The organism is Zooshikella harenae (assembly GCF_018837975.1).
GTDB lineage: Bacteria > Pseudomonadota > Gammaproteobacteria > Pseudomonadales > Zooshikellaceae > Zooshikella > Zooshikella harenae.
In genome coordinates this window covers 1-23392 of record NZ_JAGSOY010000019.1, presented here as the reverse complement: position 1 = coordinate 23392, position 23392 = coordinate 1, and the positions used below count along the sequence as shown (strand labels likewise).

The window sequence follows — 23392 nt, the reverse complement described above, 5'->3', positions numbered from 1 at the left end:
GGGTTAACACTTTTAAGAATGAATAACGCAATATGGTTGAGCTGTTAAGAATTCCACCCAGTCCTTCAAACTGTCAATTGTGTGATCGGTCAGAGCGGTTGACAAAACATCATTTGATTCCGCGCACATACCACAGTCGTCGTCAATTTCGTAAACTCTTTAGTAAAGAAGATATGATCACGCGTATCTTATGGGTTTGTATCCCATGTCATAAAAATTTGCATGCGACATTTTCAGAGAAAACACTTGGATTAGAGTATAACTCTCAGGAAAAACTATTGAAAAGTGTTGAAATTTCCCGGTTTGTAGATTGGCTTAAAGATAAGCCGGTTGGATTTAAGCTTAAAGTAAATCGGAAAGCTAAATAATTTAGTTAGAGGAAAGGTAGCTAGTGTGTTTGATATCTACCTTTAGTCACCGATGTCACTAAAGGTAGATACAGATTAAGCGAATTGCTTCTTAGTTTACTTCTGTCGTATCTCGTTTATTTAGAAGATCCCCAAAGGTTATCATCAAAGCGGCGTAACATGATGCGGCCAACTGTCTGATCTTCACTTTGACCTGTAACTTCAAACGTTAGACCTAACTCAGGAAGTTTTTTTCCTGCATCAGGGATAGTGTCGTTAATATAGCGTAACCGATCAAAGAAAACAGGGTCGCTGTAACGAGATTGGTCGGTGATGACTTTTCCTTTACGTTCAATACTGAGTGCAGACTGTAAGTTATAACCAAATGCAGCATCTTTTAATTGATAACGTGTTTCTGCAACAGTACCGTCCTGCCAATAAACGACAGATTGATCTTGGTCTACAACACCTAAAAAGCCTTCTCCTGGATGGATACCTACCCAGTTATCAGTATGACTATGGTCGACATACCATACGACTAAGCCTGGATCAAAGCTCATTAACCCTTTTCCACGATTAATATGGGCCAATCCCATATCTACGCCATCATGGTTACGCCATTCAAGTAGGTAATAGTTCTTTGCAAGGAGATAGCCTGGGTCTTTTCTGAATCCAGTCATTTCGAAAGCACTATCGCTTTCTACATTATCACTTAGAATAACATTGCTTCCATCAATGACTTGAATATCATCTACAAACCAACCGGGTCGAGTTACACCACTGTCAGTCATGTAGTTAAAGGTAAGTGTCACGGTATGTCCCGCAAACTGGCTTAGGTCAAACTCAGCATCAATCCAGCCACCAGAACTCCCAGTGACACCAATACCAAAGCCTATACCATTGGGATCAAAGTCAACGGTGATATTACCTGCAATTGGCTTTCCATCAACAAGCACCCGGGCATAGTCATAGCCTTCTTCGATTTCATACCAGGTCTTGAAGATAAGCTTAGGCTGGTTGGTTTTGGTCAATGGCAGCGAAATTGTCATGGTGTTATTTAAGTTATCACCACGATCACTGTAATAAGCGTAATGTCCACTTGCTGGAGCTGTAATGTGAATGCGCTTGTCTGGGACATTAATCCGTAGGTAATCGTTATGAGTACCTTTACTGCTCGCTTGATCCAGGAAGAAAGTCATACCCCATGGTGTAATGGTATCAACATCAATTGATGTGCCTTTTAACCAGTTACCACCAACATTGGCTTGGAGAAATTCTCTAGCATAAGGGCTAAAACCCGTTGGCTCAGTGCCAGGAATCATTCCTGCCCAGCTGCCACTGGACATAATTGACCAGTAAGATACAGGCTCGCCTTTTCCTGAATATTCTGTGTCATATTCATCGGGAAGCCCTAAATCATGGCCATATTCATGTGAGGTTACACCCGCAGCAGCATCGATAGGCTGAATGGTGTAATCATAGGCTGCCATTTTTCCTTCGTACCGGTCAGAGCTATTATTTGTAGAGCCAGGAATGACAAACACATCACCTAAATCCCAGCGGTGTGACCAAATGGCATCTTCACCTAAATCACCACCGCCTGCCTCTTCGCCCACACTGGCGTGGAAAATCATTAAATGGTCAATGACGCCATCTGGTTCACGGTAGTTACCATCGTTGTCATAGTCATATCGATCTTCTTGGTCAAACCAGGAAAGGTCGATTTCTTTCCCTGCGGCCTCAAGCGCCTCACGTACTAATTCACGAGCACCTTGTGAATTAGCGTTAGCACCATAGTGACGTGCACTTTTGCTAGCGGTATACCAGCCAACGACGTTTCCATTAACCGCATAACTGTTTCCTGATTGGGCCTTATAAAATTGGCGCATAGATAACAGGTTTTCACCATTGGGTCCGTCATAACCTTTGGGTGAAAATAAAAGATCCTGATAGTGTTGACGGTGATAGTCGTCATAATACATATCGGTAGACTCACTTGTTACCGTATTATGTAAATAGTCAGGAAAGTCTATAAGAATAGCCAGAATTCGATCAGAAGTGACACTACCATTATAGGTTTCAGGCTTGATAGGCGTCAGTTGGTCAGTAAAGATACGATCGTTTAGGTTATTTTGACTGGTAGAAAAATTTTTAGCACGTTGCTTTTGGGTTGCTGAGCGCTTATTGGCCAGATCAGCCCATTCTCCTGGTGGTAAGCTATTAAATTGGACTTTTTTATCGGCAAGGTATTTTGAAAGTGCTTTTTTTTCCTCTTGTGCTGTTGCATTAGCTGAAAGTTTGCCAGACTTTTTCAGCATGTTTATGAGTTTATCGTTATCAGCCAATGGTAAATCAAATGGTTGTACATGAGAAACAGGTTTACCTACAGCCAAGGTGCTAAACAGGAAAGAGCCTGCTAGCAGAGAGGTCATTACTCGCTTTTGAGACACGTTAAAACTCTCCCGGTTTTTATTATTAGAGTGTGAGCACAAAATGTTTTCCTTAACGCTGACTATAAAGGGCAGAATGCTTAACTTATCGTAATCTTTTAGCACGACTTGTTTGAGTCATTCTCTAGGTATAAATGGTTTGAAGCTGGTTATAATGTCGACCAGTCTATCTTCTAACTACATTTATTAGCGTAAAAGGAAAGTTTGGAAATTGGCTTGTTTTTCCTTTTTTATAAATCATTTATTAAGAACATTTCCTTGTGGGAACATAAGCGATTGTCCTTATTTCTGCAATCACTTTTCTATACCTCTGTAGAGGGTGAATAATAGAGGATTAAGTCTTAATAAACGATTCTTTGTATTGTTTTACTAGATACCTTTTATCTTTGGAAAACAAGCCATTCTTCTAAGTGTTTGTTATAGCAAAAATATTATCTAGGAGACAAGTGCCGTGAGCTATTTTTTTTGATATGCAATCATCTTAATTTAGTATGACTTAAGATTCATTTTTTTTGGTGGCTTTTGGGGGCTGTCTTTAAATGATTTTGTACGTTGTCTGATGTAATCTTTCACAGCTTGTTCTGTTTCTTCTTCAGTTGCTGTTTCGGAGAGTTTTCCTGATTGCTTAAGCATCTCAGCAATTTTATCAAAATTTTCGACTGGAACGTCAGCTTGGGTTGCTGTACTGAGTATAGTGAAGAAGGCTATGAAAAAAGTGAGTTTAAGTAAGGATATTAAGTGTTTCATTGGAAATCTCTTAATTAAGTTTTCAATATTATATGCTTAAGCATTATATTGACTATACCATGCTTCGGCTGATAGCCGCGATAGTCATGAAAACAACTTTAACCTGATTAATTTATTAAGCTATTTATTTCGCTGAATTTAATGTTAATAAAACTATTTTAAAGAGAGTGTTAAGTCAAACTACAGTAAGTGGTTATATTACTACTTCAGTGAGTGTCTATAACCATATAAAAAATAAGAGAATGAGTGCTTTATAGTCTTTCGTAAAGCAAAACGAAATGTGGTATCAACTAACAACAACTAGCGATGAAGTATTTCCTTACTTTTCTGTTTTGAGTATGTTAGAAAACACTACACTTTTGCCCTAAAGGCGCTGTTTGGTACTTTTTACAGTGGCTTTTTGAATGACTTTGTTCTTGAGTTATTCCGTTAGTTTGAATGCATTAACGGATTTTCTAAATAATGGGAATTTATTTTATTTGTAAATGAAAATAATTTGTGACTAATAGCAGTCATTTTCTTTGTTATCAGGTATGATTGCCTCCCCCATGAATATGGGGTGTTTTATGCAGTTAAGAGGTAGTTGGAACATGCCAAGTAACGATATGCTTGAAGATATTCTTACTGAGGTCAGCCCCCTTTTGGGACAAGGCAAAGTGGCCAATTATATTCCTGCTTTAGCTAAAGTCAGTGCAAACAAGCTTGGCATTGCGGTATGCACAGTTGATGGGGAATTGAGTTATGCAGGGGATGCCCTTGAGCCATTTTCGATTCAAAGTATATCCAAGGTGTTTAGTTTAACTCTTGCCATGAATCGGGTGGGGGACGCTTTGTGGGCTCGGGTTGGTAAAGAGCCTTCAGGACAATCATTCAATTCACTTAGTCAGTTGGAGTACGAGCATGGTATTCCACGCAATCCCTTTATAAATGCTGGTGCGCTGGTCGTGAATGATATTCTTCAATCTCGTCTATCTGCACCTAAACAACAGTCGTTAGCACTGGTACGGCAGTTATCAGGGAATAAATGTATTATGGCAGACAAGTGGGTGGCAAGAAGTGAGTATGAGCACCCGCATAGTGCTCGAAATGCTGCTATGGCTTACTTGATGAAGTCTTTTGGTAACTTCAACAACGAGGTTGATCAAGTTCTGCAAAGTTACTATATGCAGTGTGCTTTTATGATGAGTTGTGTAGATTTGGCCAAAGCTTTTGTTTTTCTTGCCAATAGAGGTCGTCCTTTGTTTGGTGCAAAGCCACTACTATCTCCTAAACAAACTAAACGTTTAAATGCATTATTAGCGACCAGTGGTTTGTATGATGCAGCTGGGGACTTTGCCTATCGGGTTGGTATGCCTGGGAAAAGTGGTGTTGGTGGTGGGATCATTGCAATTATACCTGGTGAGTTGTCTGTTTGTGTGTGGTCACCCGCACTGAATGAGGCGGGTAACTCACTAGTAGGAACAGCAATGCTAGAGAAGTTTACAACAAAGTTGGGTCGTTCAATTTTTTAGTTTATCTCATACTCTATCACCTGGATGTCTTTGTTACGGCTAGAAACACTGCAAGAGCAGTAAATTAGCTTGGAATCGGCTCAGGTAGCGCACGTTCAAACTGAACAGCAAGAAATTCAAGTAATTTTTGCCAGGAGTCTTTATCTGCTTCCGCATTATACCCAATGGGTAGTTTAAATTGCTTGGCAATTTGATCTGCCTCTGGATTGGTAAAGCTATGTTTGGCATTGGGGTAAGTGTAAAGTTTGAAGTCAGCGTTCGCTTGTTTCATTTCTTTCTGTATGGCACTAATGTCATCTGTTGTTATCATTTTATCATCAGCGCCATTAAAAACCCGAATGGCTGCCTTTAGGGTTGTTGCCTGCGCTGGTTTTACAGGCTTTAAGCTGCCATGAAAGCTAGCAACTGCAGTTAAAGGTTCACCCATTCTTGCCATTTGTAAAACAACGCCTCCACCAAAACAGTATCCAATCGCTGCGATTAATTCTTTATTGGCTTTTGGATGCTGTTTAATTGTATCCAAAGCTGCTTGGAAGCGCTTTTGTGCAACAGGCCACTTTTGTGTTGCTTCTTGGGCAAATTTTTTTGCATTGTCTGGGTGTTCTGCCTTTTTCCCTTGGCCATACATGTCTATCGCAAATGCGAGATAGCCTGCTTCCGCTAACATGTCGGCTCTTTTTTTGGTGTAATTATTTAATCCCCACCACTCATGGACAACAATGACAACGGGTCGGGGGGGGGGATATTTTTCGCTGAAAGAGATGTATCCTCTCATCTTATGTCCATCTGTTGCTTGATAGTGCACGACCTCATGTTTAACTGCTGATAAGCCCGATAAGGGAAATAGCAAGAAAAATGGAAAGATAATTCTAATGAAGTTGTAATGCATGTTTTATTCTCCTTAATGCTAAAGAGTCCCATGAAGTGTTGTTTTGTAACTATTTTGGCGTGTGATCGAGACAAGGGAATGACATTAACTGTAGATAGCGATTGGAAAGATGTGTTTTTGCTTGGGAGTGATAATGATTTTTAGTTAATGTAACGTTCAAGAGAATTAATTTTGAAGAGGGGGTTGCAAGGTAATGAGTAACAACCAACTACCAAGTGTTCAGGAAGCTATGGCTGATCGAGAAGTACCTATAGAAGTTGCTAAAACCCATGTGGTAAATGGTCATGAAATGACTGAACCCTTTCCTAAAGGGCTTGAGACCGCAATGTTTGGGTTGGGGTGCTTCTGGGGGGCTGAAAAGCGGTTTTGGTTAGTGCCTGGAGTGTATTCTACTCAGGTTGGTTATGCTGGAGGGGTTACTAAGCATCCTACTTATCAGGATGTGTGTACAGGGTTAACAGGTCATGCAGAAGTTGTTCGGGTCATTTATGATCCTAAGCAAGTGGATTATCAAACATTATTGCAAGTATTTTGGGAATCACATAACCCAACACAAGGAATGAGGCAAGGGAATGATAAAGGAACCCAGTATCGATCAATGATTCTTGTTTATACAGATAAACAGCGTGAAGCGGCATATGAAAGTTTACAACATTTTCAACAGCGCTTAAGAGATGCAGGATTTGGTCAAATTACGACAACAATAGAAGATGCATCGATATTTTACTTTGCAGAGGATTATCATCAACAGTATCTAGCAAAGAATCCTAAAGGGTATTGTGGGTTAGGAGGTACTGGTGTGACTTGTAATGTATGATTATAACTTGTTGTTTTATAAGAGTTTTGTTTTTTAGACATAAAAAAAACCCTGATCCTATTTGGGATCAGGGAGCCTACTCATACAAAACTAACCTTAGAGTGTGAGACTAAATAGTAGTAGAAGCAGTAGTGCGACCAAAGTCGTAACTTTACTGTTACTACTACGCCATGTACGTATCGACGATTTTGATTATATGTATGTTTACTACATAAATGCAAATTTTTTTTGTAATGACATTAAAGTAGGTGTTTTTTATGAGAAGTTGGTAATTTTACTACATTGACTTGTGTCAAATTTGCTTTTGCGGGACAAAAAAATACCCTGACGAGAAAGGGGGAGGAGGATCGTCAGGGTTCTAGCTTCTCTGATGAGATAGTAAGGGAGTAACTCAACGCGGAACTAATATTAATAAAGAACCTTGCTTTTTTTTATGCGTAGCTCTACCAAATTAAATACGTTTTTTACGTACGATAAAGAAATTTTCACGTACGTGTATAACTATTTTTATAGGTTAATGGTATTTAATATATTAATTTTTTTATATTTCAAAATATCCCTATTACTTTCCTTGAGAGAATAAAATGACTTATGTCATTGTTTAGTTTGATATGCTATAGGCTTGTTTATATAAAGGCATTAAGACGAGTGTTGTGATTAAGTTCTATCAAATCTGATGAATTAACTGGGTGCGACTTTAAAATTGTCATGTTTCTATCCTCCTGATACTGATACAAAATAAGTATTTGTTTTTAATGTGATGCGAAGACTTCTGGTAAGTGTTTTATCTTGTTTAATAAAACTTAGTTGAGTTAAGTCAATCATTTTAAAAGAATTGTAGAAAAGTTGTTTTTCTAGATTTTGATTTTAGTAATCCATTTTATTTTCTTTTGGTTTTTGATCAATACGTTGTGGGGGGAATAAAATGTTATTATATAAATACTTGATAACGTGAGCGATTCATTTTCTTAAAAACACTATTTATTATAGCAAAACCTTATGTGATTAAATTCCATGTTTTGCACTTTGGTGTTGGTTGAATAATATACAAATTAAAAGTTAATTGTTAAGTTACTGTACGAATTATTTTTAAGTTTAATCTTAAGGAAAAGGTTAAAGGAATTTAAATATTAAATAACGACAAGGATGATTGTGTTATTTGATTTTTCAGAAGGAAGAACTGAATGAAACAGTTTTTAACTTGTATTGTTATGGTGTTTGCACTTGCAACGGCATCATTCTCTTTTGCTGATGATGAAGCTGCGGTACTGCAATCCATAAATATTAATACAGCAACTGTAGAGCAAATTGCAGACGTGTTGGTGGGGGTCGGTCCTTCAAAAGCCCAGGCTATTGTTGATTACCGTGAAGAGTTTGGTGCTTTTGGCTCGCTAGACGAAGTTGAGCAGGTAAAAGGCATTGGTAAGAAAACACTGGATAAAAACAAAGAAAAGATTTCATTCTAAATCTTTATATAGAGTTTGGCTCCCCGAGCTGGACTCGAACCAGCGACCCAATGATTAACAGTCATTTGCTCTACCAACTGAGCTATCGGGGATCTCCTGAAGGACGGCTGTTATGGTAATAGTAGTTGACGTAGACGTCAATACCCTACAGGGGCATTATAAAATTAAAAGATAAAGCACATTGGGTTAGCAACTTATAGCATCAAACTTGACGCTGTTCAGTTTGATGCTTTTTTATGTGTACTAAAAAAATAGAAAGAAAGTATATAAGTAAGTGAGTGCTAAAGGTACATGCGTAAGGTAGAGTGCACAGCGTGTAAAACCATCCTAGTTTAAATCTGAGCCTTTCAATGGGAGTATAATGCGCTGTCACATGCAAAAATGGCTTGAGCAGGTTAAAGTACTATCAAGTTAAGGATTTTTCGTTGAGAGGCTAGTAATGAGTAAAGCATTTCGTGTGGTAGCAAATTACCAACCTGCAGGTGACCAGCCTAATGCAATCAAGTCTTTGGTTGATGGGATTGAAGCTGGGCTAGCCACGCAAACTCTACTTGGCGTCACTGGTTCTGGTAAGACGTTCTCCATAGCCAATGTAATAGCTCAAACTCAACGTCCCACATTAGTAATGGTACATAACAAAACGTTAGCTGCACAGCTTTATGGCGAATTCAAAGAGTTCTTTCCTAATAACTCGGTTGAATATTTTGTTTCCTACTATGATTACTATCAACCTGAAGCCTATGTACCTGCTACAGATACATTCATTGAGAAAGATGCGTCTATTAATGATCACATAGAGCAAATGCGTCTTTCAGCGACCAAAGCAATGATGGAGAGAAATGACTGTATAGTTGTCGCGACGGTATCAGCTATTTATGGGTTGGGTGACCCAGACAGTTATTTAAAAATGCTTTTGCATTTAAGTCGAGGAGATCAAGTTGATCAGCGTGCTGTTTTGCATCGTTTAGCAGAACTTCAGTATCAACGGAATGATGTTGAATTACATCGAGGCACTTATCGGGTTAAGGGAGATGTTATTGATATCTTTCCTGCTGACTCAGATCTAGAAGCTGTTCGCGTTGAGCTTTTTGATGATGAAATAGAAAATATCTCTCTATTTGATCCACTTACCGGCGCTGTTATCACAAAGCTACCTCGAATTACCATTTATCCTAAAACTCACTATGTAACGCCAAGAGAAATTGTGCTTGATGCCGTTGAACAAATAAAGGTTGAGTTAAAGGAGCGTTTAGCTGAATTACGTAACGCAGATAAGTTGGTTGAAGCACAACGATTAGAGCAACGTACCCAGTTTGATATTGAAATGATGATTGAGCTTGGTTATTGCAGTGGCATTGAAAACTACTCCCGCTATTTATCAGGTCGAAACCCTGGTGAGCCACCACCTACATTATTTGATTACTTGCCCGACGATGCTTTGTTAGTCATTGATGAGTCCCATGTAACTATTCCCCAAATTGGTGCGATGTACCGTGGTGATCGTTCTCGAAAAGAAACACTAGTAAACTTTGGGTTTCGTCTCCCTTCGGCATTAGATAATCGTCCACTTAAGTTTGAAGAATGGGAAATACGTTCACCACAAACAATCTTTGTTTCGGCCACACCCGGGAATTATGAAGTTGAGCATGAGGGGCAGCGTGTTGAGCAAGTTGTGAGACCAACTGGTTTGATCGATCCTGAAATTGAGGTACGGCCTGCTACCTCTCAAGTTGATGACCTGCTTACCGAAATACATAAACATGTCGTCAAGCTGGAGAGGGTTCTTGTTACGGTGCTTACCAAGCGTATGGCGGAAGATTTGACAGAGTACCTCTCTGAACATGGTGTTAAGGTTCGTTATTTACATTCGGATATTGACACAGTGGAGCGAGTAGAAATTATTCGTGATTTGCGGTTGGGTACTTTCGATGTATTAGTGGGTATTAACCTGCTAAGAGAAGGGCTTGATATGCCAGAGGTTTCGCTTATCGCTATCCTAGATGCAGATAAAGAGGGTTTTTTGCGTTCAGAGCGATCACTAGTACAAACTATTGGCCGAGCGGCGCGAAATATTAATGGTAAAGCTATTCTTTATGCTGATCGTATGACGGGTTCTATGCAGCAGGCAATTGATGAAACAGAGCGGCGTCGTAGTAAGCAGTTAATGTATAATAAACAGCACAAGATCATACCCAAAGGAGTTCAGAAATCTGTAGCTGATATCATGGAAGGAGCAATTATTCCTGGTAAACGTAAACGAGGAGACAAGCGTAAGGTGGCAGAAGCGCAAAAGGAATACGCAGTTGCTGTGCCTACTTCTCCTCATGAGATGATTAGATTGTTAAAGACGCTTGAGGAAAAAATGTACCAGCATGCAAAGGATTTGGAGTTTGAGCAAGCAGCTGCTGTTAGGGATCAGATCACAAAGCTAAAACAAAATACCCTCCTGCAATAAGAATTCCATGTTGATTGAATTACACTTGTTGGTAACCAGTGAATTGATGTGTCTCTGCTAGTGATCAATTAAGTTAGAGAGAGCAGGAAAACTTTCTGTGAAGATCGTAGTGAAGGGGCATGACAAGTGTATTTAGTGTTTCACATAGTAATACTTTGTATAGTTAAATATATTCAGTATTACCTATGATCTTTCATTTTAGGCTTTACATTCATATTTAACTTACGTGGAGTTTGATTCAACATGGAGCAGTTAGCTGCTAAAACGATTGGTGTTATAGGGTTAGGTTATGTCGGCTTACCATTGGCTGTTGAGTTTGGTAAGAAATTCAACACAGTAGGGTTTGATATTCATGAGCAACGTATTACTGAGTTGAAACAAGGTATAGACCGTACATTGGAGGTTGAAGCTGAGGAATTAAAGCAGGCTTCAAAGTTAACTTATAGTGCAAAGTTAGAAGATTTAAGTACATGTAATATTTATATTGTTACAGTACCCACGCCCATAGACCGCTTTAAAAAGCCTGATCTAACACCTTTAACTAAAGCCAGTGAGGCGCTAGCTAAGGTTATCAGTAAAGGCGATATTGTCATTTATGAGTCAACTGTTTACCCAGGCGCTACAGAAGAGCATTGTATTCCAATTATTGAGCGGGATAGTGGACTTGTATTTAATCAAGACTTTTTTGCAGGTTATAGCCCAGAACGTATTAACCCTGGGGATAAAGAACACCGTTTGGTCAATATTAAAAAAGTAACATCAGGTTCTACTCCTGAAATTGCAGAGATTGTTGATCAGATTTATGCGTCTATCATTGTTGCTGGAACCCATAAAGCCAGCAGTATAAAAGTGGCTGAAGCTGCAAAAGTCATTGAAAACACACAACGTGATTTGAATATAGCATTAATAAATGAGCTGGCTTTGATCTTTGAAAAACTGGGTATTGATACTCTAGAAGTGCTTGAAGCAGCAGGCACAAAGTGGAATTTCTTACCATTTAGACCTGGATTGGTGGGGGGGCACTGTATTGGTGTTGACCCTTATTATCTTACTCATAAAGCACAAGAAATTGGCTATAGGCCAGAGGTTATTCTTGCGGGTAGACGTATCAATGACCGAATGGGCAGCTATGTGGCTGAACGGCTGATAAAGTTAATGATTCAGAAAAAAATTCATATTGCTGAAGCAAAAGTGTTGATGCTTGGTCTGACGTTTAAAGAAAACTGCCCTGATCTTCGTAACACTAAAGCAATTGATATTATTGAAGAATTGCAGGCATGGGGTGTCCAGGTTGATATTTACGACCCTTGGATTGATCCAGAAGAAGCCGCACATGAATATGGTGTAGAAGTTTTAACAGAAAAGCCGAGTACAACCTATGATGGAGTGGTGCTTGCTGTAGCTCACCAGCAGTTTATGAACTGGGAAAAGCAAGATCTAGAAAGCCTGTGTAAATCTACTGCAGTAGTAGTTGATGTGAAAAGTGCTTTTCCTAAAGTGTGGGTTGATACTCGCTTATAGTTAAAAGTTAGTGGCATAAGAAAAGTAGCTAAACTGGGCTAAGGTGCATGAAATTATCTGTAATAGGGGCAGGCTATGTTGGTCTAGTAACAGCCGCCTGTCTCGCTGATGTAGGTCATCAGGTTAGTGTTGTTGATATTGATAACACAAAAGTTCAGGCGTTACAGCTAGGCCGTATACCAATCTTTGAGCCAGGGTTGGCAGCGATCGTACAGCGGAATGCAGAAAAGGGCAGGTTACATTTTACAAATGATATGGTTGCCGCTATAAATTTTGCTTCTACGCTTTTTATAGCTGTAGGTACACCACCAGAGGAAGATGGGTCTGCTGACTTAAAACATGTGCTAGCGGTGGCGAATGCCATCGCAACCCATATGCGTGGTCATAAAGTTGTGATTACCAAATCAACTGTGCCTGTGGGAACTGCAGATCAAGTTCGGTCTGTTATTAAGGAAAAGTTACTGCAGCGAGAGGGGAGCTTTTCTGTTGATGTGGTTGCCAACCCAGAGTTTCTTAAAGAAGGTGCAGCTGTTGCAGATTTCATGCGGCCTGATCGTATTATCGTAGGGACAGATAATGATGTTTGTCGTTTGTTGATGAGAGAGATTTATGCACCCTTCAACCGACAGCATGACCGTATGATGTTTATGGATACACGATCAGCTGAGCTAACTAAGTACGCTGCGAATGCCATGCTTGCTACAAAGATAAGTTTTATGAATGAAATGGCCAATTTGGCCGAGCAACTAGGGGCTGATATTGAACATGTTAGGCAAGGCATTGGGGCTGATCCTCGTATAGGCTATCATTTTATATACCCTGGCTGTGGTTTTGGCGGTTCTTGTTTTCCAAAAGACTTGAATGCTTTGGTTAATATTGCGAATAAAGTAGGTTATCGTGCAGATATTTTGCAGTCAGTCATTCATGTAAATCAGTGCCAGAAGCTTCGTTTATTTGAAAAAATACAGGCTCATTTTACTGATGGTCTTGAAGATAAGACATTTGCTGTGTGGGGGCTTTCCTTTAAACCAAAGACAGATGATATGCGTGAAGCACCCAGTATATCTCTTATGAGTGCTATTTGGGCTGCAGGAGGACGAGTGCAGGCTTATGACCCAGAAGCAATGGATGCTGCTCATAGCTTATTTGGTCATCGTGATGATTTTAGTTTGGCTAGTAGTCCAGAAGAGGCACTGCAAGGTGCTGATGCTTTAGTGGTATGCACTGAATGGCATGTATTTCGAGCCCCCGATTTTGAATTGATAAAAAAACAGCTCAGTAGTTCTGTTATATTTGATGGTCGAAATTTGTATGACCCTGAGCGTCTAAAGTTTTATGGTTTACAGTACTATGGCATAGGTCGCGGTAATTGATTATTTTTTAAATACAATTTCAACATAATACGTTGGACAGGTAAAAGTAATAAACAATGAAAGTTTTAGTGACCGGTGCAGCCGGATTTATTGGTAGTCATGTCAGCATCCAGTTGTTGGCGCGGGGTGACGAGGTTGTAGGGCTGGATAATCTCAATGATTATTATGATGTAACATTGAAAGAAGCACGCTTGGCACGCATTCGTTCCCAGTCTGGTGCAGAAAACTTTCGCTTCATCAAAATGGAGCTGGCAGATAAAGAAGGGATTGAACAGCTTTTTACTGCTGAAAAGTTTGATAAAGTGATTAATCTGGCAGCACAAGCAGGTGTTCGTTATTCATTGGAAAACCCTCATGCTTATGTTGATAGCAATATTGTTGGTTTTATGAATATTCTAGAGGGATGTCGCCATCAACAAGTGAAACACCTTGTATATGCTTCCTCAAGTTCTGTTTATGGTGCGAATGAAAATATGCCGTTTTCTGTACACCATAATGTAGACCACCCTCTCTCATTGTATGCTGCGAGTAAAAAAGCTAATGAACTCATGGCGCATACTTACTCACACTTATATCGTTTACCTACTACAGGTCTTCGCTTCTTTACGGTCTATGGGCCATGGGGAAGGCCAGATATGGCGCTTTTTTTATTTACCAAAGCTATTTTGGAAGGTAAGACAATAGATGTCTTTAACTATGGTAAACACCGACGAGATTTTACCTATGTTGATGACATTGTTGAGGGAGTAATTCGTACACTGGATAATGTGGCGCAGCCAAATGAATCATGGTCAGGTAAGCAGCCAGACCCAGGTACTTCAAATGCCCCTTGGCGGGTTTACAATATTGGTAATAATCAGCCTGTTGAGCTTTCGACTTATATTGAAACGTTAGAAAATGCGTTAGGGAAAAAGGCTCAAATGAACTTATTGCCATTACAACCAGGAGATGTGCCTGATACCTATGCGGATGTGGATGACTTAGTTAATGATGTTGGTTATAAACCAAACACAACGGTAGAAACAGGTATAAAACGATTTGTTGAGTGGTATAGAGACTTTTATCATGTGTGAATAACCTAAGTGCAAACAAAACACTTGTGGTATAGTTGACTACAACAAAATGAACCGTAAATTTTAAGTTTAAAACAAGCAAGCTAAAGGGCTTGCGCTTTTTAAAATCTGCTGGTATCTTACGCCCACGATTTAGGCGCGTAGCTCAGTTGGTTAGAGCGCTACCTTGACATGGTAGAGGTCGTTGGTTCGACTCCAATCGCGCCTACCAAATTTTAAAAAAGCCAGTAAATACTGGCTTTTTTATTGCCTGTCGAAAAGTTTTTTCATTTCTCTAAAAGAAATCTTCTTTGCCACTCTTGCAAGTCAATACGTTGGATAGTATTAATGTAGCCTTCATATGGTTTGATTGATATTTGTACTGTTTCAGGTGATTTTCTTGTTGTATTCAGCCCAATCTTTTCTCCCTCCAGATTAAACGAATGCTATTAGATTCTTCACTACAGCTGGAGTCTGTTGTTGATGTCTCTGATTTTTACAAAAAAGGCCATAACCCTAAGTGGGAGCATTTATGCAAGGCATACTCTTGGTTTTATAGACCGATCATATATCGGGCCAGACTTGTGGTGCCCTATTGGGTGCTGTGCCTGATTCGATTTATCTATAGGCAGGGGAGTGAATGTAATCACTCTATTCTGGGTATTTGGAAACAATTGTTTTCCAGATTAAACCTCTCAGTTATCAATGAATAGGTTGGCTCAAAGTAACTTGATCAGGTTAATTATATGAGCAAGAGTTGACTTTTTTCGCAAAAACAGTATAAATAGCAGCCTTTTGTCTAATTTGTTCTGCACAGAGTAAGCGTGCTACAGACTTAAAGTATTCACTTGTTTCATGTGGCCTTTGGTATGGGTCACCACTGTCACCATTTAAGGTAAGTTTATGCCAGTTATTACCCTCCCTGATGGAAGTCAAAGACATTATGAACATGATGTCAGTGTATTGACTGTTGCCAAGGACATTGGTCCAGGCTTAGCTAAAGCAACCATTGCTGGCCGTGTTAATGGTACGCTGGTTGATGCATGTGACTTGATCACCGAAGATGCCAAGCTAGAAATAATAACGGCTAAAAATCAGGAAGGACTTGAGATCATCCGCCACTCTTTTGCTCACCTTATGGGGCATGCGGTAAAGCAACTTTATCCTGAAGCAAGGATGGCTATTGGTCCTGTTATTGAAGATGGCTTTTATTATGATATTGCCTATGAACACTCATTCACACAAGAAGATGTTGAGGCAATTGAGAAGCGTATTAATGAGTTGATAGTTAAAGACTATGATGTCATAAAGCGCATGACGCCAGTGGATGAAGCGAGAGCGATATTCCAGTCACGTAATGAAACATATAAAGTGCAGCTGATTGATGATATGGATTCATCAGTTAAAGCTGTAGGGCTGTACTACCACGAAGAATACATTGATATGTGTCGTGGTCCTCATGTACCTAATACACGTTTTTTACGCGCTTTTAAATTGACAAAGCTTGCTGGAGCATACTGGCGTGGTGACTCAAGCAATGAGATGTTACAGCGTATTTATGGTACGGCTTGGGCAGATAAAAAGCAGCTTAAAGCGTACTTAAAGCGACTTGAAGAGGCTGAAAAAAGAGACCACCGAAAGCTTGGCAAAAAACTAAGCTTATTCCATATGCAAAAAGAAGCACCAGGTATGGTCTTCTGGCACGCTGCAGGTTGGACACTTTATCAGCAAATTGAGCAGTACATGCGAAATAAACTGCTTGACCATGGTTATCAAGAGATTAAAACACCTCAAGTCGTTGAACGAACTTTATGGGAGAAATCTGGCCACTGGGATAAGTTTCATGAAGAAATGTTTACTACAGAGTCTGAAAACCATGACTTTGCAATTAAACCCATGAACTGTCCTTGCCACATACAGGTTTTTAACCAAGGCTTAAGAAGTTATCGAGATTTACCATTACGTCTAGCTGAGTTTGGTTCTTGTCATCGAAACGAACCCTCTGGTGCTCTTCATGGGTTGATGCGGGTTCGGGGGTTCACTCAGGATGATGCACACATCTTTTGTGATGAAGATGATATCCAGCAAGAAGTAGCTCACTTTATTGACTTCCTGCATGAAGTGTATGCTGATTTTGGATTTTCCGAGATTATCTATAAGCTCTCAACTCGGCCAGAGAGGCGTGTTGGAAGTGATGAAATTTGGGATAAATCAGAGCAGGCACTGGCTGAAGCACTAAACGCAAAAAATCTACCATGGGAAGAACTACCTGGAGAAGGGGCTTTTTATGGACCAAAAGTTGAGTTTTCTCTAAAAGACTGCATTGGTCGTGTTTGGCAGTGTGGTACAATTCAAGTTGACTTTTCAATGCCTCAGCGTTTAGATGCTCAGTATGTTGCTGAAGATGGTTCACGAAAAGTGCCTGTAATGTTGCACCGAGCAATTTTAGGTTCATTTGAGCGATTTATAGGTATACTTATTGAGCACTATGCTGGTGCTATGCCTGTTTGGTTGGCTCCGGCACAAGTCGTATTGCTCAACATTACAGACAAACAAGCGGATTATGTTACTCAGGTACAGGAAAAGCTCAAAAAACACGGAATAAGAGCTGCTGTAGACTTGAGAAACGAGAAAATCAGCTTTAAAATTCGTGAGCATACTTTACAGAAAGTTCCTTATCTACTAATAGTTGGCGATAAGGAAGTTGATTCAAATGCGGTCGCTGTCAGAACGCGGTTAGGCGAAGACCAAGGTTCTGTGCCTGTTGACGATTTCATCAGCTTAGTAAAGCAGGAAATTGCTCAGCATGGCAGAAGCAGCAATGAGAAAGATACGAAGTAGGAGATACCACAATTAAGCGCGACAACAGAAAAGATAAACGCACACCAACAACCGCCATGAATGAAGAGATTAAAGCTCGGGAGGTGCGTTTAATAGATGCCGAAGGCACACAGGTCGGTATTGTGCCTATTAGTGAAGCACTGGAGACTGCAAAGCAGGCTGAGTTAGACTTGGTAGAAATAAATAACAGTGCTGAGCCTCCAGTCTGTAAGATAATGGACTATGGCAAACATTTGTTCGAGCTTAAGAAGCAAAAGGCGGCCGCTAAGAAAAAGCAAAAACAAACTCAGGTGAAAGAAATAAAGTTTCGCCCGGGTACCGAAGAAGGGGATTATCAGGTCAAACTACGCAACCTGATACGTTTCCTAGAAGAAGGGAACAAAGCCAAGGTTTCACTACGTTATCGTGGTAGAGAAATGGCCCACCAGGAATTGGGTATGGAATTGCTGAAGCGAGTTGAGGCAGATCTTGAGGATATCGGGATCGTCGAGCAATACCCAAAAATGGAAGGGCGACAACTCATCATGGTTTTGGCTCCTAAAAAGAAAAAGTAAATTCAATTATTAGGTAGTTGAATTTGCTCAATAAAATTAGCCAGGAACTACTTAGTTGGTATCCTGGCCTATGAATGCGGAGTATTCTGTATGCCTAAAATGAAAACCAAACGAGGTGCTGCAAAGCGCTTCAAAGCGACAGCTTCAGGTTTTAAGCGTAAGCACGCTTTTAAAAGCCACATTCTTACCAAGATGACCACTAAACGTAAGCGTCAGTTGCGGGGCACATCTATGGTTGCAAGCAGCGACCAAGCATCTGTTGAACGCATGCTGCGTACCAACTAATCCCAAAGCTTTGCTTATAGTTAAAGGTATCATCTGAGGAGAATGTATCATGCCTCGTGTTAAACGTGGAGTTGTGGCTCGTCGTCGCCATAAGAAGATTTTAAAGCAAGCTAAAGGTTACTACGGTGCCCGCAGTCGTGTATTTCGCGTAGCGAAGCAAGCGGTAACTAAGGCTGGCCAATATGCTTACCGTGACCGCCGTCAGCGTAAACGTCAGTTCCGCGCATTGTGGATTGCACGTATCAATGCGGCTGCACGTATCAATGGTCTTTCGTATAGCCGCTTTATTGCGGGACTTAAGAAAGCATCTGTTGAGATTGATCGTAAAGTTTTAGCAGATTTAGCTGTTCATGAGCAGCAAGCGTTTGCAGCTATCGTAGAGAAAGCAAAGCAAGCGCTGGCCTAACACACAGCATTATCTGTTGTTAGCTTGATTAAAAGGAGGCCATGAGCCTCCTTTTTTTATTTGACAACGTTTGTCGTATTGATTTGGTAATATCAGACTTTTCTAACAGTTGGACTAGAGGTAAGCGTCTGTCATGGTCATTGGCAGTAACAATCAAGCAACTGCTTATTATTACATAACGACGCTAACGACTATTTTGTCTGCGGAGTGAGCCATGAATAATTTGGAATCGCTGTTAGCCAGTGCGCTGGAAGAAACAGCTACTGCAGAAAATACCCAATCACTGGATCAAGTGCGGGTAAAATACCTGGGTAAAAAAGGAGAAATTACTCAGTTTTTGAAAACACTAGGTGCATTGTCTGCAGATGAACGACCCGCAATGGGAGCCAAGATTAATGAGGCAAAAACACAACTACAGGTCGCCTTGAATGATCGTCGTGAGATGCTACAAGCGGCTCAACTAGAAGTGCAGCTTGCTGCTGAGTCAATCGATGTTACGCTTCCTGGTCGTGCTGAGTCATTGGGCAGTATCCACCCCGTTACGAAAACAATTGAACGTATAGAAGATATTTTTCAGAAAATAGGTTTTTCTGTTGCTGAAGGGCCTGAAGTTGAAGATGACTATCATAATTTTGAAGCTTTAAATATTCCTAGTCATCACCCGGCAAGGGCAATGCATGATACATTTTATTTTAATGCGCATACATTGCTTCGAACTCATACGTCTCCAGTGCAAGTGCGTACAATGGAACAAAACCAGCCTCCGATAAGGATTATTTGCCCTGGTAAAGTGTATCGTTGTGATTCAGACCAAACGCATACACCTATGTTCCATCAGGTTGAAGGATTGCTAGTTGATGAAAATGTGAGTTTTGCAGATTTAAAAAGTACGATTATTGATTTTCTTAGGGCATTCTTTGGACGTGATTTACAAGTCAGGTTTCGTCCTTCCTACTTCCCGTTCACTGAGCCTTCTGCTGAAGTAGATATTGAATGGGGAAGAGATAGTGATGGAAAAATACGGTGGTTAGAAATTATGGGGTGCGGTATGGTGCATCCGAAGGTTTTTGATTACTCCAATATTGACTCAGAGAAATACACAGGATATGCCTTTGGTCTTGGTGTAGAACGAATGGCGATGTTGCGTTATGGCGTTCAAGACTTACGCCAGTTTTTTGAAAATGATGTGCGGTTTTTAGAGCAATTTAATTAAGTGCTTGCCTCATCAAAAGATATACACCAGGTGTAATGTAAGGATTGAACATGAAATTCAGTGAACATTGGCTACGTGAGTGGGTCAATCCCAAAGTTGATACCCATACCATTATAGAACAGTTGACTATGGCAGGGTTGGAAGTCGATGGAACAGAACCAGTAGCTGGTCAGTTTACTGGCGTCGTTGTGGGTGAAATAACTGCTGCAGACCAACATCCCAATGCAGACAAATTAAAACTTTGTCAGGTGTCAGTAGGCGGAGAAACTACGTTTCAAGTGGTATGTGGTGCACCTAATGCAAGAGTAGGTTTAAAGGCGCCTTTTGCACAAATTAATGCGATTTTACCTGGGAATTTCAAAATTCGTAAAGCTAAGCTTCGCGGCGTTGAAAGCTTTGGAATGCTATGTGCTGAAGCAGAGCTGGGTATGGCTGATCAATCTGATGGGTTGATGGAGTTACCAAGTGATGCGCCTGTAGGTGTGGATATACGAGAATACTTAAAACTGGATGACTCTGTTATTGATGTTGATTTAACACCTAACCGTGCTGACTGCTTAAGTATTGCAGGCATTGCACGAGAAGTCGCGATAATTAACCGTCAAGCTGTCAATGCAGTAGAGGTTTCCCCTGTCTCTGCGACTCATAAAGATATTTTTCCTGTGGAGATTAAAGCGCCAAAAGGATGTCCAAACTACGTAGGACGAGTAATTCGGGATGTTAATGTCGCTGTTGAAACACCACTATGGATGCAAGAAAAATTACGAAGAGCTGGACAACGCAGCATAGATCCAATTGTTGATATAACAAACTATGTAATGCTGGAGTTGGGACAGCCCCTGCATGGCTTTGATCTGGAACAGCTGGAAGGCAGTATTGTAGTTCGGATGGCTGAAGATGGAGAAAAACTTACATTATTGGATGGCCAAACGATTAGCCTTAGTAATGATGTGTTGGTAATTGCTGATCAGAGCAAACCACTTGCCTTTGCTGGGGTGATGGGTGGTGAGCATTCTGGGGTGTCAAAAAATACCCGTCATGTGTTTTTAGAAAGCGCTTATTTCAACCCTATTTTTATTGCTGGAAAAGCACGTAAATATGGATTGCATACAGAGTCATCACACCGGTTTGAGCGCGGTGTTGACTTCCAGCTACAAAGAAAAGCAATAGAGCGTGCGACACAACTTATTTTAACAATTTGTGGAGGGCAGCCAGGGCCAGTTATAAACCAGTCTGATCCTGAACAGTTGCCTGATACTGTTGCGGTTAAGTTACGTGCTAACCGTGTGCGTAGCTTATTAGGCCTTGAAATATCAAACGAGGAAATTGCTGAATTACTCGGTGGTTTGGGCATGGTCATGGAAACGGTGAAGGAAGGTGCTTGGGTTGTTGGTATTCCTTCCTATCGTTTTGATATTAGGCTAGAAGTGGACCTTATTGAAGAAATAGCACGTCTTTATGGTTATAACAATCTTCCTTCAACTTCACCCATGGCACATGTTGCAATGTCTGGCTTGCCAGAGGATAAAGTGACACTTCGCCAACTTCGTCGCCTTTTAGTCGCCCAAGGTTATAGAGAGGCCATTAACTATAGTTTTATTTCTTCTGAGCTACAGAAGCGCGTAGAGCCTGAAGTTGAAGCCCTAGCGCTGGCTAATCCGATTTCAGCCGATATGGGAGTTATGCGCACCAGTTTGCTGCCTGGCCTATTGACAACCTTAAGTTACAACCTGAATCGCCAGCAGTCTCGAATTCGCTTGTTTGAAGAAGGTCAAGTGTTCCTTCCTGAAGGGGATAAACTACAGCAGCCGCAGATGTTGGCAGGTGTTGTTTGTGGATTACGTAATCCGGAAAATTGGACCAGCAGCTCAGATAAATTTGATTTTTATGACTGTAAAGGGATAGTTGAGCAACTGACTGCATTAGGTGGAAAAGGCGATCAATTTGAGTTTCGTCGAGAAGTAAGGCAAGGCTTTCATCCAGGACAATGTGCTGCTTTGTATCTAAAGGATGAATGTGTTGGCTTTTTAGGTCGTTTACATCCTCAACTACAAAAACAATTGGATATACCTGAAGTAGTGTATCAATTTGAATTACAGCTAGACTTATTAACCCAAGGAAGTGTTGCCAATTTCCAAGAAATATCAAAATTTCCTGGTGTTCGCCGTGATATTGCAGTCGTGGTTGATCAGGCCGTTGATGCTACAGATTTAATGAGCATTGTTGAATTTGAAGCAGGTGAATTATTGAAAGATCTGAAGTTATTTGACGTTTATATTGGCAAAGGTATTGATCCTAATAGAAAAAGTGTTGCAATGGGCTTGACGTTACAGCATCCATCACGCACTCTTAATGAGGATGAGGTACACGACTTAATGACCAGAGTGACCCAAAAGTTAGAAGAGAGGTTTAACGCAATCTTAAGGAAGTAATGACCATGGGGGCATTGACGAAAGCAGAAATGGCGGAGCGCCTGTTTGAGGAATTGGGCCTAAATAAGCGAGAAGCTAAGGATATGGTTGAATTATTCTTTGAAGAAATTCGTCATGCCTTGGAAGCAAATGAGCAGGTTAAGCTCTCTGGTTTTGGCAACTTTGACTTGCGAGATAAACGAGAGCGTCCCGGTCGTAATCCAAAAACAGGAGAAGAAATACCAATTTGTGCACGACGTGTGGTTACGTTCCGCCCAGGGCAAAAACTAAAAGCTCGGGTAGAAACCTATGCTGGAACCAAGCAACAACAATGAACTGCCACCCATTCCTGGAAAGCGCTATTTTACGATCGGTGAGGTCAGTGAACTATGTGAGGTGAAACCTCATGTATTGCGCTACTGGGAGCAGGAGTTTGCTCAAATAAAGCCTGTTAAGCGGCGAGGAAATCGCCGTTATTACCAACGCCAAGATGTATTGCTTATACGACAAATTCGTAGTTTGTTATACGAGCAAGGATTTACAATTGGTGGGGCTCGTAATCAGCTGGAGAGTGAAAACTCTAAAGATGATATGAGTTACTATAGACAGTTAATAAGACAAATGATTATTGAGCTAGAAGATGTGTTAAGAGTGTTAAAAAAATAATAACGCTTCATTAAATTGCTAGTTCACAAGCTCAGTTAATTGTAGTAGTATTCGCACCACATTTGAGGTGAAGCCTCTTTATTTTCGGAGTGTAGCGCAGCCTGGTAGCGCACCACAATGGGGTTGTGGGGGTCGGAGGTTCGAATCCTCTCACTCCGACCATTTTAAAGCCTGTAATTCAATGAGTTACGGGCTTTTTGCTTTTGAGACTCATTCTCGTTTAAGTAAACTTTAAGTATATTTTAAGTATATAGAACGCGAATTCCCCCTTCTTTTTACACGTCAGTTGTTGTCTTTATATTTTGAACTGATTGGTCATCTAAGTTTGCTATTCTGTCGTGTGTCATCTTTCTTAAAGTAATGTTCAATCTTTTGGTTTCTAATGCTG

At 40.5% G+C, this 23392-nt stretch carries 19 protein-coding genes and 3 tRNA genes; 18 read left to right on the top strand and 4 right to left on the bottom strand.

Annotated features, from left to right (window positions below; all coding sequences use genetic code 11):
- The first annotated feature begins 32 nt into the window (after nt 1-32).
- Nucleotides 33-368, top strand: a complete 336-nt coding sequence (locus KCG35_RS10060; RefSeq protein WP_215819563.1) for a hypothetical protein — start codon at nt 33-35, stop codon at nt 366-368.
- A gap of 116 nt (nt 369-484) precedes the next feature.
- Here the strand turns inward: KCG35_RS10060 and KCG35_RS10055 are convergent, their stop codons facing one another.
- A complete protein-coding gene (locus KCG35_RS10055) occupies nt 485-2797 on the bottom strand; it encodes an immune inhibitor A domain-containing protein (RefSeq protein WP_215819562.1) in 2313 nt (770 codons plus the stop codon).
- A 486-nt stretch (nt 2798-3283) separates the two neighbouring features.
- On the bottom strand, nt 3284-3544 hold the full coding sequence (locus tag KCG35_RS10050; RefSeq protein ID WP_215819561.1) for a hypothetical protein: 261 nt from the start codon (nt 3542-3544) through the stop codon (nt 3284-3286).
- Nucleotides 3545-4110: 566 nt separating this feature from the next.
- On the opposite strand from KCG35_RS10050, the gene glsB reads away from it, so the two are divergent.
- Nucleotides 4111-5055, top strand: coding sequence for a glutaminase B (gene glsB / locus KCG35_RS10045; RefSeq protein ID WP_215819560.1), 945 nt, complete (start codon nt 4111-4113; stop codon nt 5053-5055).
- A gap of 64 nt (nt 5056-5119) precedes the next feature.
- Here the strand turns inward: glsB and KCG35_RS10040 are convergent, their stop codons facing one another.
- Nucleotides 5120-5944 (bottom strand): dienelactone hydrolase family protein, encoded by an 825-nt coding sequence (locus KCG35_RS10040; protein ID WP_215819559.1) that lies wholly within the window; start codon nt 5942-5944, stop codon nt 5120-5122.
- 193 nt (nt 5945-6137) lie between these two features.
- On the opposite strand from KCG35_RS10040, the gene msrA reads away from it, so the two are divergent.
- On the top strand, nt 6138-6761 hold the full coding sequence (msrA, locus tag KCG35_RS10035) for a peptide-methionine (S)-S-oxide reductase MsrA (protein WP_215819558.1): 624 nt from the start codon (nt 6138-6140) through the stop codon (nt 6759-6761).
- Nucleotides 6762-7945: 1184 nt separating this feature from the next.
- Nucleotides 7946-8227 (top strand): ComEA family DNA-binding protein, encoded by a 282-nt coding sequence (locus KCG35_RS10030; protein WP_230409120.1) that lies wholly within the window; start codon nt 7946-7948, stop codon nt 8225-8227.
- A 16-nt stretch (nt 8228-8243) separates the two neighbouring features.
- On the opposite strand, the gene KCG35_RS10025 is transcribed toward KCG35_RS10030, so the two are convergent.
- Nucleotides 8244-8319, bottom strand: a tRNA-Asn gene (locus KCG35_RS10025).
- Nucleotides 8320-8666: 347 nt separating this feature from the next.
- On the opposite strand from KCG35_RS10025, the gene uvrB reads away from it, so the two are divergent.
- The 14 genes from uvrB (at nt 8667) to KCG35_RS09955 (ending at nt 23166) form a co-directional block, all read left to right on the top strand.
- Nucleotides 8667-10682, top strand: coding sequence for an excinuclease ABC subunit UvrB (gene uvrB, locus KCG35_RS10020; RefSeq protein ID WP_215819557.1), 2016 nt, complete (start codon nt 8667-8669; stop codon nt 10680-10682).
- A gap of 243 nt (nt 10683-10925) precedes the next feature.
- Nucleotides 10926-12203 (top strand): Vi polysaccharide biosynthesis UDP-N-acetylglucosamine C-6 dehydrogenase TviB, encoded by a 1278-nt coding sequence (tviB, locus tag KCG35_RS10015; protein ID WP_215819556.1) that lies wholly within the window; start codon nt 10926-10928, stop codon nt 12201-12203.
- A gap of 47 nt (nt 12204-12250) precedes the next feature.
- Nucleotides 12251-13576: a UDP-glucose dehydrogenase family protein gene (locus tag KCG35_RS10010; protein WP_215819555.1), complete on the top strand. Its 1326-nt coding sequence runs from the start codon at nt 12251-12253 to the stop codon at nt 13574-13576.
- Nucleotides 13577-13632: 56 nt separating this feature from the next.
- On the top strand, nt 13633-14649 hold the full coding sequence (locus KCG35_RS10005; protein ID WP_215819554.1) for an NAD-dependent epimerase: 1017 nt from the start codon (nt 13633-13635) through the stop codon (nt 14647-14649).
- 134 nt (nt 14650-14783) lie between these two features.
- Nucleotides 14784-14860: transfer RNA gene (locus KCG35_RS10000), tRNA-Val, on the top strand.
- A gap of 671 nt (nt 14861-15531) precedes the next feature.
- The gene (gene thrS, locus KCG35_RS09995) at nt 15532-17469 is read left to right on the top strand and encodes a threonine--tRNA ligase (protein WP_215819553.1); all 1938 of its coding nucleotides are present in this window, start codon (nt 15532-15534) and stop codon (nt 17467-17469) included.
- Nucleotides 17470-17525: 56 nt separating this feature from the next.
- Nucleotides 17526-18023 carry a translation initiation factor IF-3 gene (gene infC / locus KCG35_RS09990; protein ID WP_215819552.1) on the top strand — a complete coding sequence of 166 codons (498 nt, stop codon included), beginning with the start codon at nt 17526-17528 and terminating at the stop codon, nt 18021-18023.
- Between the two features lie 90 nt (nt 18024-18113).
- The gene (gene rpmI / locus KCG35_RS09985; protein ID WP_215819551.1) at nt 18114-18308 is read left to right on the top strand and encodes a 50S ribosomal protein L35; all 195 of its coding nucleotides are present in this window, start codon (nt 18114-18116) and stop codon (nt 18306-18308) included.
- Nucleotides 18309-18357: 49 nt separating this feature from the next.
- Nucleotides 18358-18714, top strand: a complete 357-nt coding sequence (rplT, locus tag KCG35_RS09980) for a 50S ribosomal protein L20 (protein ID WP_094787767.1) — start codon at nt 18358-18360, stop codon at nt 18712-18714.
- A 214-nt stretch (nt 18715-18928) separates the two neighbouring features.
- Nucleotides 18929-19927 (top strand): phenylalanine--tRNA ligase subunit alpha, encoded by a 999-nt coding sequence (gene pheS, locus KCG35_RS09975; protein ID WP_215819550.1) that lies wholly within the window; start codon nt 18929-18931, stop codon nt 19925-19927.
- A gap of 50 nt (nt 19928-19977) precedes the next feature.
- Nucleotides 19978-22359 (top strand): phenylalanine--tRNA ligase subunit beta, encoded by a 2382-nt coding sequence (pheT, locus tag KCG35_RS09970; protein ID WP_215819549.1) that lies wholly within the window; start codon nt 19978-19980, stop codon nt 22357-22359.
- 5 nt (nt 22360-22364) lie between these two features.
- Complete coding sequence (gene ihfA / locus KCG35_RS09965) at nt 22365-22673, top strand: integration host factor subunit alpha (RefSeq protein WP_027709077.1); 309 nt, start codon at nt 22365-22367, stop codon at nt 22671-22673.
- Nucleotides 22648-23004 carry a MerR family transcriptional regulator gene (locus KCG35_RS09960; protein WP_215819548.1) on the top strand — a complete coding sequence of 119 codons (357 nt, stop codon included), beginning with the start codon at nt 22648-22650 and terminating at the stop codon, nt 23002-23004. Before ihfA ends, KCG35_RS09960 begins: the two co-directional genes overlap by 26 nt.
- Before the next feature lie 85 nt (nt 23005-23089).
- Nucleotides 23090-23166, top strand: a tRNA-Pro gene (locus tag KCG35_RS09955).
- Nucleotides 23167-23392: the final 226 nt, after the last annotated feature.

Bases quoted from the DNA above. Each gene is read 5' to 3' on its own strand.
- KCG35_RS10060 (WP_215819563.1), top strand. From the start codon at position 33: ATGGTTGAGCTGTTAAGAATTCCACCCAGTCCTTCAAACTGTCAATTG.
- KCG35_RS10050 (WP_215819561.1), bottom strand. From the start codon at position 3,544: ATGAAACACTTAATATCCTTACTTAAACTCACTTTTTTCATAGCCTTC.
- glsB (WP_215819560.1), top strand. From the start codon at position 4,111: ATGCAGTTAAGAGGTAGTTGGAACATGCCAAGTAACGATATGCTTGAA.
- KCG35_RS10040 (WP_215819559.1), bottom strand. From the start codon at position 5,944: ATGCATTACAACTTCATTAGAATTATCTTTCCATTTTTCTTGCTATTT.
- msrA (WP_215819558.1), top strand. From the start codon at position 6,138: ATGAGTAACAACCAACTACCAAGTGTTCAGGAAGCTATGGCTGATCGA.
- KCG35_RS10030 (WP_230409120.1), top strand. From the start codon at position 7,946: ATGAAACAGTTTTTAACTTGTATTGTTATGGTGTTTGCACTTGCAACG.
- uvrB (WP_215819557.1), top strand. From the start codon at position 8,667: ATGAGTAAAGCATTTCGTGTGGTAGCAAATTACCAACCTGCAGGTGAC.
- tviB (WP_215819556.1), top strand. From the start codon at position 10,926: ATGGAGCAGTTAGCTGCTAAAACGATTGGTGTTATAGGGTTAGGTTAT.
- KCG35_RS10010 (WP_215819555.1), top strand. From the start codon at position 12,251: ATGAAATTATCTGTAATAGGGGCAGGCTATGTTGGTCTAGTAACAGCC.
- KCG35_RS10005 (WP_215819554.1), top strand. From the start codon at position 13,633: ATGAAAGTTTTAGTGACCGGTGCAGCCGGATTTATTGGTAGTCATGTC.
- thrS (WP_215819553.1), top strand. From the start codon at position 15,532: ATGCCAGTTATTACCCTCCCTGATGGAAGTCAAAGACATTATGAACAT.
- infC (WP_215819552.1), top strand. From the start codon at position 17,526: ATGAATGAAGAGATTAAAGCTCGGGAGGTGCGTTTAATAGATGCCGAA.
- rpmI (WP_215819551.1), top strand. From the start codon at position 18,114: ATGCCTAAAATGAAAACCAAACGAGGTGCTGCAAAGCGCTTCAAAGCG.
- rplT (WP_094787767.1), top strand. From the start codon at position 18,358: ATGCCTCGTGTTAAACGTGGAGTTGTGGCTCGTCGTCGCCATAAGAAG.
- pheS (WP_215819550.1), top strand. From the start codon at position 18,929: ATGAATAATTTGGAATCGCTGTTAGCCAGTGCGCTGGAAGAAACAGCT.
- pheT (WP_215819549.1), top strand. From the start codon at position 19,978: ATGAAATTCAGTGAACATTGGCTACGTGAGTGGGTCAATCCCAAAGTT.
- ihfA (WP_027709077.1), top strand. From the start codon at position 22,365: ATGGGGGCATTGACGAAAGCAGAAATGGCGGAGCGCCTGTTTGAGGAA.
- KCG35_RS09960 (WP_215819548.1), top strand. From the start codon at position 22,648: ATGCTGGAACCAAGCAACAACAATGAACTGCCACCCATTCCTGGAAAG.